This is a genomic window from uncultured Aquimarina sp. (assembly GCF_947500065.1).
Lineage (GTDB): Bacteria > Bacteroidota > Bacteroidia > Flavobacteriales > Flavobacteriaceae > Aquimarina.
Window position 1 is genome coordinate 504,972 of record NZ_CANMQT010000002.1, and the last position, 15,419, is coordinate 520,390.

Genomic DNA, 15,419 nt, shown 5'->3' on the forward strand with positions numbered 1-15,419 from the left:
TTCGCAAATCGATAGTCTCTTTAAAAATAAAGCGGATGAAACCACCATAATACATTGTGTCTACACGAAAAACAGGTATTTATACCTATACCGAAATTTCCCTTATAAACATAACTTTGAGAAGCATGGTGCCAACTAAAAACACAACACACAATTATGTCTGGTAAAAAGAAAAAAATATCTCAATATGAACAGGTCAAAAAGATTCTTAATACGTTACAAGGAAAAACAGTTCCTAGTTATCAGGGATTACATGCTTTTTGGCTAGATCCCGAAACTTTTATTACAGCATCTTTATATGGGCAGCGACTAATCGCTCCAAAAGAAGATTCTGATTCTGGTCAGACATCTCATGGATGTTGTGGGTCTAAAGACTCTTCCTCAGTACCTGCAACTACCAAACAATCCACTAAAAACAGTGGAGGATGTTGTGGTTCAGAAGAGAGTTCTACTGATGCTGCTTCATTAGAACCAGCTGTCTCAGCAGTACAACAACCACCTACAACAACATCTATTGGAGATTGTTGGCCATCAGGAGGTTCTGGAGGTGGTGGAGGTGGTCCAACTCAAAAACGAAGTGATCAATCTGCAATTATTACAGGATTAAAAGGACATTACCCTTTTGATGGTAGTATTTTTCCCAAATTATTATGGGATGCCGCTGCCGTTGCTTCCGCAGACCAAATACAAATCATTGCAAATTGGATCGATGCAGATTGTCCGCTTACACTGGAAGAAGAACAAAAAAGGGCAGCAAAAGTAACTGAGGTTTCTACGAACAATTCAAGACTAGCTCTAGCTAATGGAGAATTGCTTCATCAAGTGTCTAAGAATAAAACCAATCAAGATCACCGAGATAATAAAGGTCTTACTATTAGAAAAGAAGTAAGTTCTCTAACACCTGAAGAATTAGGTACCTTTAGAGAAGCTCTGAACTGTATGTTTCAGTATACTGATTATTGGCAGGATGAAAGAAGCTTTGATTATTGGGCTAGAATTCATACCGACTCTTGTCAACATGGATGGGAACAGTTTACCACATGGCACAGGCTGTACTTATACTTTTTTGAGCAAAAATTACAAGATTATAACCAGGATATTGCCCTTCCTTATTGGTCGTGGACTGATTATGCTGATCAAAATAAAAACACCTTTAATAATAAGGAATACGATCTAGGTGTTCTTCCTAAAGCTTATGGATGTTATCTAACTCAAAAGGGGCTGGATAAATTAAAAGACAAAAAAACTTCTGAAGGCAAATCCATATTAAATAAGAAGGAAATATCGTCTTTAGAAAAAATTGTTAAAAATGGCACTATCTATAATTCTGGACTGCGTTTCTTAAAAGCTGCTGGAATTCCTTATGAGATCATTAATGTTAACAATGTAGCTGTATGGTCAGATAAAATAAAAGCTATTTATGACATTCTTAAAGAAACTAATCCTTTATGGTTTCCGAATAGATGGCCTGGATCTATGGGACCACTCTCTCAGTATCCTACTAAGGAAGATATAAACCTACTTCTCTCACTAGATAATTTTGGTGATTTTGGTGGAGGGCCTTCCTATGATCATCATTATGGATCACTAGAAAAAGTACATAACGGCATGCATAATTTTTCTGGAGGTACCAATCCCACTTATCCTGATAATAGCGATGAATGGAAAAAGATATATAAAAATTTAAAACTTACTCCTGATCCTCAAAGTAAGGAGAATCCGATTTACGGATGGATGACAGATAATCGAATAACTGCTTTTGATCCACTTTTTTGGGCGCATCATTCTAATGTAGACCGAATATGGGCACGATGGCAGGAACTTCATACAGGAACCCCTCAGGAAATGAATGCCGTTCTAGCTCCATGGTCTATGACAGTTCAGGACACCATGAGTATTCAAAAATTAGGGTACACTTATATGAAAGATTCTGTATTCTATGATGTATCGAGTAAAGTAGGGTTAGTAAAATTCAATAGTGCTCCTACTCAGGTTTCTACAAACACATTAGATACGCACCGTAAAGCTGAGATTAAAATTCATAGAGTTCAAAGAGGAAATTTGCAAAATGCTCATATTAGAGTGTTTTTAAATGCTCCTGAAGCATCTATTGATACTCCTACAAAAGGTAACGATCATTTTGTTGAAGAAATTACAACCTTTCACGGAAGTTGTTATGGAGGTCCAGGACATTGTAATTTACCTTTAGATAAAACAAGGCAGTTTGATCAAAGACAACTACATCACCATGAACCTAGAAATTATAAAATTAACGCTACAGATGCGGTACAACGGATCCTAAATAACGGCGCAAAGGACATCACCATACAATTAATAATTATAGGTATTGATGGAAATCAGATAGACAATGCTGTGTACATCGATGGTGTATCCTTAAACTTCATGGACTAAATTAAAGCAATACATAATGGACAATACATATACTACTTTTAAAATTCATCCAAGTATCGGGATTGCAAGACTTGGTAATACTGATGATGACTTTTACCTTACTCCTGAACAACCAGGAACACTACCCATTGCTTGTGATGAAATGGGAAGGGAACAGAAAGATAAAAAAGGAAACCCTATACGAGTAAGCTCTTTTAAGGATGACAATGACCTATCCAAAATAAAAAAACAGGCAGCTCGATTTAGAGTATTTGCTTATAAAAATGAAGAAGATACAGAAGGAGAAGAAATCAAGATTGGAGGTACTTATAATTTTATATATCAAACAGCTGTTACCGCGCCAAGAATGGTCGAAGGAAAAGTTACAGATATCGACTGGACCGTTCATTTGGCAAATAAGAAAGCTTCTTGGTATGAATTTCAGGAAACAGATGGACAAGAAGGATATGCTCCTAGTCATCCGCTTCGTAATCCTGAAGTAACTCAGCCAGATTTACGCAGACAACTTATTATTGATCCAGGACCACTTACTGTAAATCTTAAAAACAATAAAGGTGCCTTTGCAAAATTTGGTTCAGAGAGTAAGAAGATGGATGCCAGCAAACATAAAAAAGTATCATACCCGCAAACATTTCCTCCTTCAGATATCCAACCAAATTCTATTGAAACATTAGGAAGTTTAATGGTGAATGAACAGGAAAAAAACATTCGACTTATTGTACTAGGTGGAAATGGTAACTCTGGATCTACAAACACTCCGGTTATCGAGAGTTTTGTTAACAATGATGGCTGGTTTGATGATATTTCTGATGGACCGGTAACTGCTAAAATTGAATATACATTTACGGATATCACCTATGATGGTGACAAGGAAATAAAAACAAAAACCTCTGGAACCATGGATGTACAGGTTCCAGCTTGGGTTGTTGTTGGATATCCAAGATACGTTCCTGAAATGGAAGATATGATTACTATGGATGAAAAAATGTATGATCTTTTTGTTCGCAAAATGGCATATGATCCACAAGTATTTGGTGTACCACCTTTTACTCAAGAAAATAATAGTCCAAAAACTCAAGAAGAGTTTGACATCTGGAGAAATGAAGCACACTACAATCCTGATTATTACCCGAAATTTTATAAAGAATTATGGCCGCAATTACGTAGACCGGATGATTTTAAATACACCTTTGTTTTTGACTTTTTTGGTGGTGGTGATCCTCATAATCGCGGTACTGGCGGAAATTTAAATTATGAAACGCTTTCGATTCCTCCAAAAAATGGAGAAGATCCGTATTACAGACTTAGGCAATTTGTACTCGGAATTATGAGGCAAACAAATCAACTTAATGACTATGAAGTAGAAGGAAACTATAATTCTACATCTAATAAGCCACGTTTGATGCCTATGCTCTGTGGTAATAATCCGCTTAGTAATACCGCTCCTGAAAAATTTCTTTCTATGACGGAGACTCAATTGTTCTTTTTAAAGCAATGGGCTAATGGAAAATTTGTAAATGAGTGTGATGAGTGGGGTGAGAGTAATAAAAACTGTACAAACCCATGGGCAAACCCTCCTACAACAGGAGTTGGTATTAATCGCGGTGTTTTGAGTAATGTATTAGGAGGCGCATTTTGTCCTGGAGGAGAACTTTCTTGGATCGTAGATAATCCAGCAATTTATAGTGAACCTTATAGAATTAAACATGCTACCTATATCGCGGGAGGATTAAGTATTCCTCAACCAATTGCCAATACAGATGGCAGTGCTGCTCCTAATCTGGCAGAAGGCTTAGAACCTGGAGATCTTACTAAATATATTGGTATTCCATGGCAAGCAGATTTCCATGAATGTACTTTTCAGAATATCAATATCACTTATGAGAAATGGAACAATATTTATCCTGAATCCATCGGTGATCCAGTAGAGCAACAAATTGCATATAACATTCCTTGGTGGCCTGCTCATAGGCCTATTGTGGTTCCAGAATCCTTAAACGGATCGCAAGTATACTGGGCATCAGGAATTCCTAATAATAAAGCTGGGGATTTGCAAATGGTTCAAGCATGGAAAGACCTTGGATTTTTAATTGCTGATGGGACAGGAATTACTAGACAGTTCTATCAGGTAGAACGTAATAATGATGCACTAGGAGATCCTGTAAAACCAGGAGACCGTGTATTAGGGCAGAGTTTTGGAGAATCAAATAAAGAAAACAACAAAAATTAAATAATTATGAGCGCAACAACTAATTCAGTTCCTGAAATCCTAACTGGAATATGGACTTACAGAAGTTTTCTCAGTAATCCTGATTTAGATGCAGACTTTGATTCATTAGAGTTTGGACGAGGAAATATAAAAATAAACGACGCTCCTATGCAAACACTTGATGGTTTGATTTACGGACCTGGTTGGGAATTAAAACTAAATGGCTCAATTGGCTATGGAAACCCTTTTACCCTTCAGTTTCAGGGAAAAGGAATTGTAGGAGGTGCAGAATGGATTTATAATTATTTAGGATACTATGTACCTAACTGGATGAACGGTATTGATCAACGTCCAGCTATTGTTGGATCTATCGTTAGAGCGATACCTCATCCAACAGGACCGAACGGAAAATCTACTGCTCCTGCTGGAGTTGTAGCTCAATGGATTGCTGTAAAACAAGATCTAAGCTAATGAATCAAAATCACCATACATATGATGTAGTTATTATAGGTGCTGGTGTTGCCGGATGTGCTACTGCAATTGCTTTAAAGAATGAAGTTCCTCATCTAAAAATTGCAATTATTGAACGTACTCCAAGAATGAGTACTGAAGATTCAACACTATATAGAATAGGGGAAACATTACCTCCACAGGCTTCACAACAATTACAACGTTTAGGGATATGGAAATCTTTTTTGAACTGTAATTTTATTACCGCCTATGGAACTTCTGCCGCTTGGGGTTCTTCAGAGCTATATCATAATGAATATATGTATTCTCCCTATGGATATGGATGGCATTTAGATAGAATTGTATTTGATCAATTTATGATTAAAGAAGCGCAAATCAGAGAGGTAGATTTTCACTTTGAAACCAGTATTATATCTTCAGAAAAAAAATCTAAGCATTGGTTTTTACAAACCAATGCTAAAAAACATCAGATAGCTATAACATCAAACTTTGTAATTGATGCGACTGGCAAAAAAGCTGCATTTTCCAGTCTTCAGAACTCTAACAAGATAAGAGAAGACCAAATGGTAGGAATCTATCGTTTTTATAATACAAAAGATCTTCATAATGATACTACCGGAATAGGAAATGGAACATGTGTAGAAACTGATCACAATGGTTGGTGGTATAGCGCTACATTACCGAATGAAACAGTTGTAATTGGATATATGACTGATGCAGATATAGCTAATCAATTACAACTACGCCAAAAAAAAGCTTTTAATAATCTTTTATATAATACCAAGTACACTAACAACAGAGTTAAAGATGCTATATATCTCTCACAACCTAAGGTAGTCGCTGCGCATACACAGTATCTCTCTTCTGCTACTGGCAATTCATGGTTAGCAGTTGGTGATGCCGCATCCAGTTATGACCCAATTTCATCTTTAGGGATTTTTAAATCCTTAGCTATGAGTCAATTTGCGGCTTATGCCACTTTGGATGATCTAAAAGGAGATCAATCCGGATTACAGAAATATCAACAAATCGTTGCTCGAGATTATCTAGGGTATCAAAAAAAGAGGCAGGAGTATTATGCCCAAGAAGATCGATATACTTCATCCCTTTTTTGGAAGAGAAGACAATCCAACTACAATTATTATAACTAATTAACCTTAAATTTTCATACTATGAAACACACATTACAACTTTTAAACTATAAAACATACTATCTCACGACTATTTTATGTATTTCGCTTATACTATTTTCTTGCGATGATAAAATAACTGTAAAAGGTAATAATGATAAAGCCGAAGTAACTATTAATAATGACTATCAAAAAGTTCCTGCACCTATCCCATTTTCGGCAAACATTCCGGTAGATGTCGATCCGGTACTTCAGCAAAAACTAAAAGATAAAAAGGAAATATTCAAGCTTAACGAAAAGTTTAATGAATATAGCTGGCAAGCTTTTATAGCTATTATGTGGCCCAGAGATGATAAAGGGAAGCCAACGGAGAAATTTACTGATAAAGGAGAACCTACCTGGTTAGGTTGGAAAGAGGCATTTCAGGTATATCGTTCTGATGGAAAAACGCCTGCACCTTGGGGAAGTCCTAGAACGGCATCTGGATTAGGATTACATGATGATAAGATATCCGAAGATGCCAGATTAGTACTTTCTTCTGCTACGCCTACACACCCTAAAAACTTTGATATCGCCGATGAAGTAGATCAGGCATTTGCAGGAAAACTATTTGATCAAAACGGAAATGTAGTGGTGTATGAAGTATTAATGAATAAAGAAGAATTTGATTATATCGTTACAAACAAGTTGTATAATAAAAATGGGCAAACCAAATTTTCTGAAAGCGGCATCGCCAATTTTCCAAAAGGAAATTATCAAGAAAATAAGCTTGGAGCTATAGAAATCAAATTTGCCTGGAAAATACTAGAGGATTCGGATATTAAGGATCGGTATTATAGAGAAGAAGGATACATCATAGGTCCTGATGGCACTTCTTTAGTTAAAAAAGATTTAGGAATGATTGGTTTTCATATTAGCCAAAAAACTCCAACAGGAAAGCAATGGGTTTGGTCTACTTTTGAACATATTGATAACCTGGATCAAAATGTGATCGAAAAAGATGGAAAGACAACTGTAATTCCACCTTCGTTAACAGACCCAAATTGTGAGATTTGTCCAGTAAATATAGACGTAACCAATGGCGGTACAACCTATACACACAATAAAGGTGAACATGGAGATTTTTGGACAATTTCGAGCAGTAATACTGACAAGTACTATGCTGAAAGCGATGTAATGAAAACTCAGGCTAAACGTATGGTGGATATTCCTGTGCGAGTACAACGAGTAAATGAAAAAATGCAAACATATTTTAAGCAACAAAAAAGTGTTTGGCAATATTATCAGTTAATTGACACTCAATATCCAATAGATCAAAATGTACTTCCTGGAAATCATACAGAAAGTGGATATAAGGTTCCAAATTCTGTAGTAAATAAACCTGGTGGCAATCCTAACTTAGCCTTGCTAACCAATATTACTATGGAGACTTTTTTCCAGGCAGGAAATCAGTCAGCATCTAACCTAATGGAAGCGAATCCTGTAAGTGACATTACTATTTTCGGAACAGAAAGCTGCATGGGATGTCACTCTAGTGCAGGAATCTATGAATATAAAAAAGGAAAAGTAATATCTGGAGATCAATTATCCGGAGATTTTAGTTGGTTACTAGGTAAAGCGCAATGGGAAGAAGGGAAACCTAAAAAACCATCTAACTAATTTTCTATTACAATGGAGCGGGGTTTTCACAACAATACATCGTAAAAATTTCGCTCTTAACACATTAATACCCTTTTTTGCCCACAATCAGGTTTAATTCTAAAATACAACAGCAAATGTACTATTCAAAGAAAAACTCTTGTTCGTGTACTACCAAAAGTTCAAAAAAACAAGTTGGTAACCACACAAAGAAAATGAGCGCTCTGAACATACTATCTGCTGTTGTATTTTTTTTATTCCCAAAATGTGCTTTCTGTTGGGCAGCTTATGCTTCATTATTTAGTTTTATTGGGCTTGGACAATTAGAATACAATTCTAATTGGAAATACACTATTCTTGTTGCGTTTCTATTAGGTAGTACTATTTTAATGTGGAAACATTACAAAAACAAATCTTGGGTTAATATTGTATTGTATACTTCAGGGCTTTCTATTTTACTTATCGCTTATTATCTAGACTATCGTCAAACCTGGTGGTTGTATATAGTTGCTTTTTTAATGATACTAAGCAATTTTCATTTAAGATCTAAAAAACACAGTCTTCAGAACTAAATATTACTCTAGTTTTTCTAAAAGTTCTTGTGCCTCATTATAATTATAGTTTTTATTATTTGCTACAATCAATCTTAGTTGTTCTTTAGCTTTTATTATATCTGATTTCTTAATATACAGCAATGCTTTATACCAATAAGCTCTAGAATAATCTATCATTCCACTTTGCTGTAATCGTTCAAAATATTCTAACGCTTTTTGATAGTTTTCTAATTCGAGATGTGCAATTCCTAGGTAAGAGAAAATATATGGATTGGTTTCAATATTTTTTTCTGCGCTATTTTCTGTTATAAATGTATTAAAAATGATAATTGCCTCCTTATACTTTTGATCTTCAAATAACAATTCAGCTTTTGCCAGTTCCTGATCATCATCACCCTGAACAATTAATGAAGGTAGTTGCTCCCAATCACTATAAGTAGCGTATAAATTCTGGGTATCTTGGCCTCCTGTATATCTTAGAACTACAAAAGCTAATAAAGCTGCAGCTACCACACCTGTATAATATATCCAATTCTTATTCTTTTTATTAGGATATTTTTCATCAAAAAATTTCTTTGCTGATGATTCTATTGCTTCTTGAGCATTTATAAATTCATCACTTCTTCTATAAGATCTTATGGATGAAATTTCATCTTTCTGCACATTTTTAGGATCCATTAGGACCCAACCCTCATCTTTAACTACTGTTTTTAATGATTTATTAAGTCCAACTTCTTGCTTTAACAAATCATTAGTCTGCATCTTTTTTTCAAAAACAAGTTTTTCGTCTTTACTCATTGACTCATTCAAATATGCATCAATCTGATCATATGTTTCTTTATCAAATTCCATCATAACTTGCTATTACTTTAGTATACCTAACATCAGATTTTATCATTGTTAACAACTTGTTTCTACATTTAAAAATCCTTTGTCTAGCCGTATTAATCGTTGCATAAGACAATTCTTTTATAATCTGTTCATACGAAACATCATTGAAAAAAAGAGACAAGATTTCCTTGCAATTTTCGGATAAACTGGTAAACTTTTCACGATACAATTCCATCTGTTCTTGTTCTAACATAAACATTGCAAAATTTGTTTCTTTATCTACTAGTGTAACAACATCGTGATTCATTACCCATTTTTTTTGTAATTCTAGCTCTCTTCTCCACATATTTTTGCTAACAGTAAATAAATATGCCTCAAAACACTCTATTTTCAGCCTTCTTTCTCTAACACCTACAATAATATAAAATAGTGATTCTTGAAAAACGTCCTTAGCCTGATCTAGGGTTCCTCTATTTTGAAAAACAAATCGTAATGTTTTAGGGAAAAATCGTTCATATATTTCGGATATAACTCTATTATCTTGTTCTAATAGAGCTTTAATAAAATATTCATCAGTCTCTACTCCTTTGTGAGTGATATTATTCATACTGCTATATCTTCAAAAAATACATTACTGTTTATAAATATTAAAGGTCAAAAATCCTATATAATTTACCATTACGACCTCTAAATACAATATTTTAAATCATGTAAATGGGTAATGAATTCTTAATTTACATACCATGACATAAAAATAACACTTAAAACTCTATTCACATGAAAACCACAAAACTCTTTTTAAGCCTTATTGTTATATGTCTTTTATTAACAGATTGTACCTATGACGAAAATACTTTACTGATTGAAGATCTACCTCAAAACCAACAACAATTCAATCAAAAACAATCCAACAGTATAATGCCTGTAAAATCTAAAAATGTATTAATTATAGAGTACGGCAAAAGCACTGGAGAAAATATCAAAAGCTACTTGAGAGATAAATATGATATTGTAAAATACGAAACCTGTGACTGTAGTAATAAACGTATAGAAAAATGGGAGTTTCCCGTTGGAACGGAAATAGAAGGACGAAAAGAAGATTTAGCTCAAGAAGGTGGAGTAGAAGGAACGGAATATCAATTATTCTATCAAAATGAAAACACTACTTTATCCAATAATAACATAACTCAAAACATTTCACTTATTTCATCTTATATAAAACCTATAAATACTGATGCTACTATTGCTATCCTAGATACCGGAATCGACATAAATAAATTGCAAATAAAAGATCCTTTTTTATATAATAATTCTGCCAATACATCATTGTGCGATGATGAAGAAAATCCAGAAATAATAGGCTGGGATTTCGTGAATCATGACAACAACCCTTTTGATGATAATGGGCATGGAACCATTATAACAGATATATTAAAATCAAAACTAGATGGTGATGGTTTCTCTGACTATCAAATTCTCCCTGTAAAAGTTTTTAATGACTTAGGTAAGGGTAATACTTTTGATATACTTTGTGGATATTTATATGCTGTAGATAAACCAGAAGTATCACTTATCAATATGAGTTTTGGATGGTATCATTATCCAAGTCACCTATTATCTAAATTTATTGCAGAAAACCCAAATATACTGCATATCACATCCGCTGGGAACCACAATATCAATAATGATATAACGAAACACTTTCCTTCTTCAATTCCACATAGCAATGTACTCGCTGTTGGTAGTTACGGGATTAAGCAAGTTAACAACGATCAAAAAGTTTTTAAATCCGATTTCTCTAATTATGGTTTTACAAGTGTAGATTTCTTATCTAAAGGAGAAAATATATCATTCTATAATCCTGAAACTAATGACTATATTACTGTTGATGGTACTTCTTATGCAGCGCCAAGAGTAACGGCAATAGCTATGGAATATTTTAGTGAGGGTTATGAATTGCCCAATCAAATGATTCAACAATTATATCTAAATGCGACATTATTAGAAGACGCTAATGAATTACCTGTTAAGTTCTTTGATCGAATCATTCAATAATTCCCATTAATTATTGATATAATTTTATAAAGCCAAGCTATTTTAAGAGATTTTTAATGAATTCTCTTAACAGCTTTGCTTTTATTTTAAAAAGTTGGTTATTTTTAAGATACTCTTATACCGTCCGTAATAATGACCAATAACCACCTTTTGCCATCTACACTGAACCGTGTTTTTAGTGTATTATGTATAATTTTTACCTATATAGGAAATGCGCAATCTATTATAGATCAATATCATAAAATAGAAAACTCCGATGTCTCCTATGATACTAAAACTAATACAATTGAACAATGGATCGAATCACAAAAAAATAGTATCGATTCTATTCAATTAAGTTCTATATACAATAGTTATAGTAAACTAAATTATAATAATAAAGATTATAAAAAGGCTATTATCTATGGGCATAAAGCCCTAGAGATTCAAAAAGAATATATAGACTCTATTCCTGAATTGGTTAATAAAACATACAATAACCTTGCTTATTTTTATTACTATTCTGGAGATGAAACCAACGCTATTAAGACATTTAAAAAACTCATAAAACAAAAACATAAAGATAAATACTCCATTAAAGCATATACAGTTGGATTAGCAAATTTATTTATTGAAAGAGGAGATTATTATAAGTTATTAGATTATTTACAAGAAGCAGAACACATTATCGAAAAGCAAAATGATACTGTTTTAAATAAAGAAATGTATAGCGTATACTTAAGCTTCTCTAGAGTATATTTTCAAACGGGTAAGAGGGAAAATTACCAGAAAGCCATTGAATATCTAAAAAAAACTGAAAATTCCATTGCTCATTTATCTGATAATTCAAGAAAGAAACAAAAAATTATTATTTACAATAGATATGGAAATATTTATGATGAATTAAAAGAGAATCTTAAGGCCATTTCTTATTATAATAAAGCTTTATCTCTTATTTTAAGTCTGGAAAAAATTAACGGCTATAGAATTGCTGTTATTTATAATAATCTAGGGTATATTCATGCACGTACAAATCAGCAAGAAACAGCTTATTTTCATTACCAAAAAGGGCTACAATACGATCCTCAGCATATTTCTATATTTGATAATCTAGGAGATTATTACTTACAAAAAAAAGAATATAAAAAAGCTTTAGTGCATTATCAAAAAGCAATAAACTATAGTATTGACAACGATTTAGAATATGATAAAGTTCCTTCATTAGAAAGTTTAATTCCGTCAACTAATAAGATTGATCTGGTTAATGACCTAAAAGATAAAGCCAATGCATGGTTGCAATTTTATAATGAAACCCAAAACACAACCTATCTCCAGCATGCATTAAGTACAATTATTAGAGCAGATCAACTCATAGACATCATACGTTCCGAAAGTTCTGAGCAAAGATCCAAATTCTTTTGGCGTAAAAAAGGAGTCGATCTATATATACTAGCAACTTCTATATGTTATACCTTAAACAAACATAAAGATGCCTTTTACTTTATGGAGAAAAGTAAATCCTTATCACTATTAGAAAACTTGACCCATGAAGAAGCTAAAAATCGTGGAGGGTTACCCGATTCATTACAAGAAAAGGAATACGCCCTGAAGTACAAAATACTTCTTGCCAGCCAAAAACCCCTTAAAGAAGGATATTTCTCGGAAAGTGATAGACGATCTTTAATTTTTCAAAGAAAAAGAGATTATGAAGAGTTTTTAAAATCTCTAGAAAAAGAATACCCTAATTACTATTCTTATAAAAAGGAAATTGATATTGTTTCTTTTAAAGAAAGTGTCCAAGAGGTTACTAAAAATAATACTGCTTTAGTTCAATATATTTTATCAGATCAAGAAGGTTACGGTATGTATATTACATCAGACAAAGTATCATTCTTTAAAATAGCCGATATTTCTAAATTAGATAAAGAAATTATAACGCTAAATACATTATTACATCGGCCTTTGTTTTCTATTGAAGATCAGGAAATATATAAAAAAACTTCATTTTCTATTGCCTCTCAGCTCCTACCTTTTATTTCAGATATTAAAACTAAAGTAAATAAAAAAATAACTATTATTCCCGATCATATATTACAATACATCCCTTTTGAAGTGTTGACGATACATCCAAGTGCAAAAAACATACAAGACAGTTATCTTATAAATTTTATAGAAACCAGCTATCAATATTCAATGTCCTTATCTAAAAGTACGGATAAAACAATACGCTCTTCCAGTCAAAATATTTTAGGTTTCGCTCCTATTAATTTTGAAAACCATCAGTTATCTGATCTAAAAAAAAGTGAAGACAAAATGAACGAAATTAAAGGTTTATTTGATGGAGATTTTTTTACGGAAAAGAACGCTTCTAAAAACAACTTTATTAATAAATCTAGTGATTATAAAACTATACATTTATCCACACATGCTAGTTCTATGAGTAATCAAGAACCTTGGATTGCTTTTTATGACGAAAAGCTAACATTAAATGAATTGTATTTCATTAAGCAACAAGCCGAGTTGGTGATTCTAGACGCATGCAGAACAGGGATCGGTGAACTACAACCGGGAGAAGGAATCATGAGTTTGACTAGAGGTTTTTTTCATTCAGGTGCTAAAAGCGTTATTTCTTCTCTTTGGAACACCAATGAAAAATCAACAAATAAGATTGTTCTTAACTTTTACAAGCACTTAAAAAAAGGATTGCCCAAATCATCGGCACTACATCAATCTAAACTAGAATATTTACACAACCATCAAGGGTCAGAGACATCTCCTTACTTTTGGGGACCTCTTGTTTTACACGGAAATACCGATACCTTACTACTATCCAATAATTCACAGATGAATCTTTGGATATACCCTTTTCTATTCATTTTGTTATTTTTTATAATCTTCTTTGTAAAAAAGAAGTTTTTTTAAATCTCATTCAAAATCATATAATGCGTAGGTGTTTTTATCATAGGTCGCCACATCTCTTAATGTCTCATAATAGTTAGAAATCAATAAGCCCTTGGAAGAAATAAGTCCATAATATGCGTATTTAGAATCATCCATCAGATACTCATCTATTTTATTAAAATCATTATCCAAAATAATGACTGACCAACTAGTCCGCAATTCTTTGGGTTTATGAGAAACAAAAACAAGATAGACTTTCTCATCATTATCATATTTAACGCTTCTGATCTGACCATTAGTTGTAAAATTTTGATTTACTAAATTAGGATTTTGAGCTTGTTGTTTATTCGCAATAGGATCAATATATATCCGAGAATAATCTGATGAGATTTTTATTTTTTGTTTTATTCTCAGATGATCCGGATCTATAATATACAATGAATCACTATATGCAGTATTAAATACTATCTGATCATTTATAAATGCAAAATTATTTCCCTCTATATTAGCATGGTTTGCATCAGAAAAGTGATTATATAAATTTCTTAATCCAAACTGTACATCAAGAGTATCTTCAAAAATATCTTCAATTTTTAATAGTATTGGAGCAGCATTTCGCTTTTTTCGATAATCATAGACATCGTATGCTATTTCTGTATCCATTAGGTATTCTAATGAAAATATGAGTGAATTATTATTGTAATGGAATGGTGTTGCGGATCGCTTTAACTCGAACCTTCCTTCCTTTTCTAAATATGGATTTAAATCAATTGTCTTCCAGACATCACCTTTTTGATTCATGCAATAAAGAATGTTTGAATAATAAGGTAATACTAAAATTGTATCTAAGCTTAAAATCTCGAAGGCAAGAACACGCTCATTAAAAAGATCTAATCGACTGATATCTATAAAAATTGATTCCTTACCATCCAATGGATGTAGCGCAATTCTTTTTTCTTTTTGATACTCCCCAATACAAAGAAACTCTTTCCCATTAATAAATTCAATTTGAGCATTTCCACTTTTAAACCCAGAGTCAAAAGTCATATTTTTCACATATTTAAACTGAGCATCTTTATTATTTTTCTTGTCTTGACATGAAAAAAGAATAATAAAAATAATCGCTCCTAATATTGATTTCATATTTAAATTGATTCTTAAAATTCTTTGTAATTCTTCTATAATGAAGTCTACCTTAGCCTTAGTAATCCTATATAGTCTATAATTGGTTTACGACAA

Annotated in this window: 11 protein-coding genes; 8 read left to right on the forward strand and 3 right to left on the reverse strand. The window is 32.8% G+C overall.

Going from position 1 to position 15,419, the window contains the following annotated elements; all coding sequences use genetic code 11:
* Positions 1-156 precede the first annotated feature (156 nt).
* From Q0975_RS07650 to Q0975_RS07675, 6 genes are all read left to right on the forward strand, one after another.
* Entirely contained in the window at positions 157-2,412 is a 2,256-nt protein-coding gene (locus tag Q0975_RS07650) for a tyrosinase family protein (protein ID WP_299434994.1), read from the forward strand.
* Between the two features lie 16 nt (positions 2,413-2,428).
* Positions 2,429-4,642: a LodA/GoxA family CTQ-dependent oxidase gene (locus tag Q0975_RS07655; protein WP_299434996.1), complete on the forward strand. Its 2,214-nt coding sequence runs from the start codon at positions 2,429-2,431 to the stop codon at positions 4,640-4,642.
* Positions 4,643-4,648: 6 nt separating this feature from the next.
* On the forward strand, positions 4,649-5,092 hold the full coding sequence (locus Q0975_RS07660) for a hypothetical protein (RefSeq protein WP_299434998.1): 444 nt from the start codon (positions 4,649-4,651) through the stop codon (positions 5,090-5,092).
* Positions 5,092-6,243 (forward strand): tryptophan 7-halogenase, encoded by a 1,152-nt coding sequence (locus Q0975_RS07665; RefSeq protein ID WP_299435000.1) that lies wholly within the window; start codon positions 5,092-5,094, stop codon positions 6,241-6,243. The genes Q0975_RS07660 and Q0975_RS07665 overlap by 1 nt, the downstream gene beginning before the upstream one ends.
* A gap of 21 nt (positions 6,244-6,264) precedes the next feature.
* Entirely contained in the window at positions 6,265-7,881 is a 1,617-nt protein-coding gene (locus Q0975_RS07670; protein WP_299435002.1) for a hypothetical protein, read from the forward strand.
* Positions 7,882-8,075: 194 nt separating this feature from the next.
* Entirely contained in the window at positions 8,076-8,432 is a 357-nt protein-coding gene (locus Q0975_RS07675) for a hypothetical protein (protein WP_299435004.1), read from the forward strand.
* 3 nt (positions 8,433-8,435) lie between these two features.
* On the opposite strand, the gene Q0975_RS07680 is transcribed toward Q0975_RS07675, so the two are convergent.
* Together Q0975_RS07680 and Q0975_RS07685 are read right to left on the reverse strand one after the other, a co-directional pair.
* On the reverse strand, positions 8,436-9,269 hold the full coding sequence (locus Q0975_RS07680) for a hypothetical protein (RefSeq protein WP_299435006.1): 834 nt from the start codon (positions 9,267-9,269) through the stop codon (positions 8,436-8,438).
* Positions 9,256-9,852: a sigma-70 family RNA polymerase sigma factor gene (locus Q0975_RS07685; RefSeq protein WP_299435008.1), complete on the reverse strand. Its 597-nt coding sequence runs from the start codon at positions 9,850-9,852 to the stop codon at positions 9,256-9,258. The genes Q0975_RS07680 and Q0975_RS07685 overlap by 14 nt, the downstream gene beginning before the upstream one ends.
* Before the next feature lie 170 nt (positions 9,853-10,022).
* On the opposite strand from Q0975_RS07685, the gene Q0975_RS07690 reads away from it, so the two are divergent.
* Positions 10,023-11,300, forward strand: coding sequence for a S8 family serine peptidase (locus tag Q0975_RS07690; RefSeq protein WP_299435009.1), 1,278 nt, complete (start codon positions 10,023-10,025; stop codon positions 11,298-11,300).
* A 132-nt stretch (positions 11,301-11,432) separates the two neighbouring features.
* Positions 11,433-14,201, forward strand: a complete 2,769-nt coding sequence (locus tag Q0975_RS07695; protein WP_299435011.1) for a CHAT domain-containing protein — start codon at positions 11,433-11,435, stop codon at positions 14,199-14,201.
* A 3-nt stretch (positions 14,202-14,204) separates the two neighbouring features.
* Here Q0975_RS07695 and Q0975_RS07700 read toward each other — a convergent pair whose 3' ends face one another.
* Positions 14,205-15,323, reverse strand: coding sequence for a hypothetical protein (locus Q0975_RS07700; RefSeq protein WP_299435013.1), 1,119 nt, complete (start codon positions 15,321-15,323; stop codon positions 14,205-14,207).
* Positions 15,324-15,419 lie beyond the last annotated feature (96 nt).

Bases quoted from the DNA above. Each gene is read 5' to 3' on its own strand.
- Q0975_RS07650 (WP_299434994.1), top strand. From the start codon at position 157: ATGTCTGGTAAAAAGAAAAAAATATCTCAATATGAACAGGTCAAAAAG.
- Q0975_RS07655 (WP_299434996.1), top strand. From the start codon at position 2,429: ATGGACAATACATATACTACTTTTAAAATTCATCCAAGTATCGGGATT.
- Q0975_RS07660 (WP_299434998.1), top strand. From the start codon at position 4,649: ATGAGCGCAACAACTAATTCAGTTCCTGAAATCCTAACTGGAATATGG.
- Q0975_RS07665 (WP_299435000.1), top strand. From the start codon at position 5,092: ATGAATCAAAATCACCATACATATGATGTAGTTATTATAGGTGCTGGT.
- Q0975_RS07670 (WP_299435002.1), top strand. From the start codon at position 6,265: ATGAAACACACATTACAACTTTTAAACTATAAAACATACTATCTCACG.
- Q0975_RS07675 (WP_299435004.1), top strand. From the start codon at position 8,076: ATGAGCGCTCTGAACATACTATCTGCTGTTGTATTTTTTTTATTCCCA.
- Q0975_RS07680 (WP_299435006.1), bottom strand. From the start codon at position 9,269: ATGATGGAATTTGATAAAGAAACATATGATCAGATTGATGCATATTTG.
- Q0975_RS07685 (WP_299435008.1), bottom strand. From the start codon at position 9,852: ATGAATAATATCACTCACAAAGGAGTAGAGACTGATGAATATTTTATT.
- Q0975_RS07690 (WP_299435009.1), top strand. From the start codon at position 10,023: ATGAAAACCACAAAACTCTTTTTAAGCCTTATTGTTATATGTCTTTTA.
- Q0975_RS07695 (WP_299435011.1), top strand. From the start codon at position 11,433: ATGACCAATAACCACCTTTTGCCATCTACACTGAACCGTGTTTTTAGT.
- Q0975_RS07700 (WP_299435013.1), bottom strand. From the start codon at position 15,323: ATGAAATCAATATTAGGAGCGATTATTTTTATTATTCTTTTTTCATGT.